Here is a 1471-nt window from a genome sequence, read left to right on the forward strand (position 1 = left end):
TATTACGGTATCTAAAGCCGGCGTCATAGTTTGCACTGTTTTTTGAACTGCAAGCCCAAGACCAGATAAGTTGTAAACATCAGAATTTGAAACAGAGAAAGATATTAATCTCATTGATTCCATTATTTCAACATTCCTGCCGTGAACTGGTAAAAATTTAGTTTCTGCCGGTCCAGGTGGCATAGTTGAAATATATTCGGCCAGTTCTTTGGAAATTTCAAGTCTTGGTTTTGTGTTTTTATAAATTTCATAAACAGATTTTCCATATTCATTTATTTCTTTAAGCCAGCCTTTTTTCTCCTCGTGAATTTCCTGAGCGAATCCTCTTTCCTTTAGAGTATCAAAAACTTTTTCACCAGTCAGGTTCCCGCTTTTAATAGATGCTTCTATCACTGCAATAACTTCAGAACCTATCCATCTAAATCTTTCATCCCACTCAGATGGATGGCTGATTAAACCTTTTTGTATCATCTCTTCTAAAAGATAAACAAGATTTCTTCCTGCATACGTTAAAACAAACTCAACAGGACTATTTCCCTGCTCAAGTAAGTTTTGAAGCTCAAGTTCAATATAAGGGTCGCTTTCTGACTTTACAGTAATTTGACAGGAAAGACCTTTTTCTTCCTGAGATTTTGCATTTAAAAGTGCAAGAGCGTGTTCTTTTTTGATTAACATTTGATACCCTCCATTATTTTAGTTTATCATTATAAAATAATATAAATCTTTATACTAATATTTTCAAGCTTTTTTCTTTTATGAAAATTTAGGTAAACTCCATTTGTAAAATATTGCTAAAATTCTTATCATCAGTACAACACTACTGCAAATAAATCCACTTGCAAATAGTGAAAAACCTGATAGTACAGATATGTAAAAAGCTACAGCTCCTATTATTGCACAGGAAGCATAAAAATCATCGTGAAGGACAGAAGGAACCTTACCAAGTAAAATATCGCTTATTAATCCACCTCCTACTCCTGTAAGGGTTGCAAGTATGATTATGCCAAAAAATGAAACATCTGCATTATAGGCAACTATTGCTCCTGTAGTTGTAAAAGCTGCAAGCCCTACAGCATCAGGTATTAAAATTATGTACCTGTTTTTTATGTCTATACCAAAAAGCTTATATAAAACTAATGCTATCCACACACCAATAAGTGCAAATGACATGTCTGATATTGAAATTAAAGCATTTGGTATTTTATTAACTAAAATATCCCTTGTAATACCCCCGCCCAGTGCTGTCATAATACCTAAAACTGTTATTCCAAGAAGGTCAAGTTTATTTTCTATTGCCTTTAAAGAGCCTGAAACGGCAAAGGCAATCAGACCTATTATGTTCATAATGTAAAAAACAAATTCCCCGTGCTCCATTTACTCCTCACACAGTTTTAAATTATCCTTTAACATTACATTAAAGTTTTCATCAACTTCTATTTTAAACCCTCTAAATTCTACTCCTTCCTTTAAT

General features: G+C 33.2%; 2 protein-coding genes. Both read right to left on the reverse strand.

Going from position 1 to position 1471, the window contains the following annotated elements:
- Positions 1–675, reverse strand: a 675-nt coding sequence (locus tag HG1285_RS01760; RefSeq protein ID WP_008289310.1) for a DUF505 family protein, incomplete at its 3' end; no start/stop codon positions are given.
- A 78-nt stretch (positions 676–753) separates the two neighbouring features.
- Entirely contained in the window at positions 754–1374 is a 621-nt protein-coding gene (locus HG1285_RS01755) for a trimeric intracellular cation channel family protein (RefSeq protein WP_008289311.1), read from the reverse strand.
- Positions 1375–1471 lie beyond the last annotated feature (97 nt).

It is taken from the genome of Hydrogenivirga sp. 128-5-R1-1, assembly GCF_000171895.1.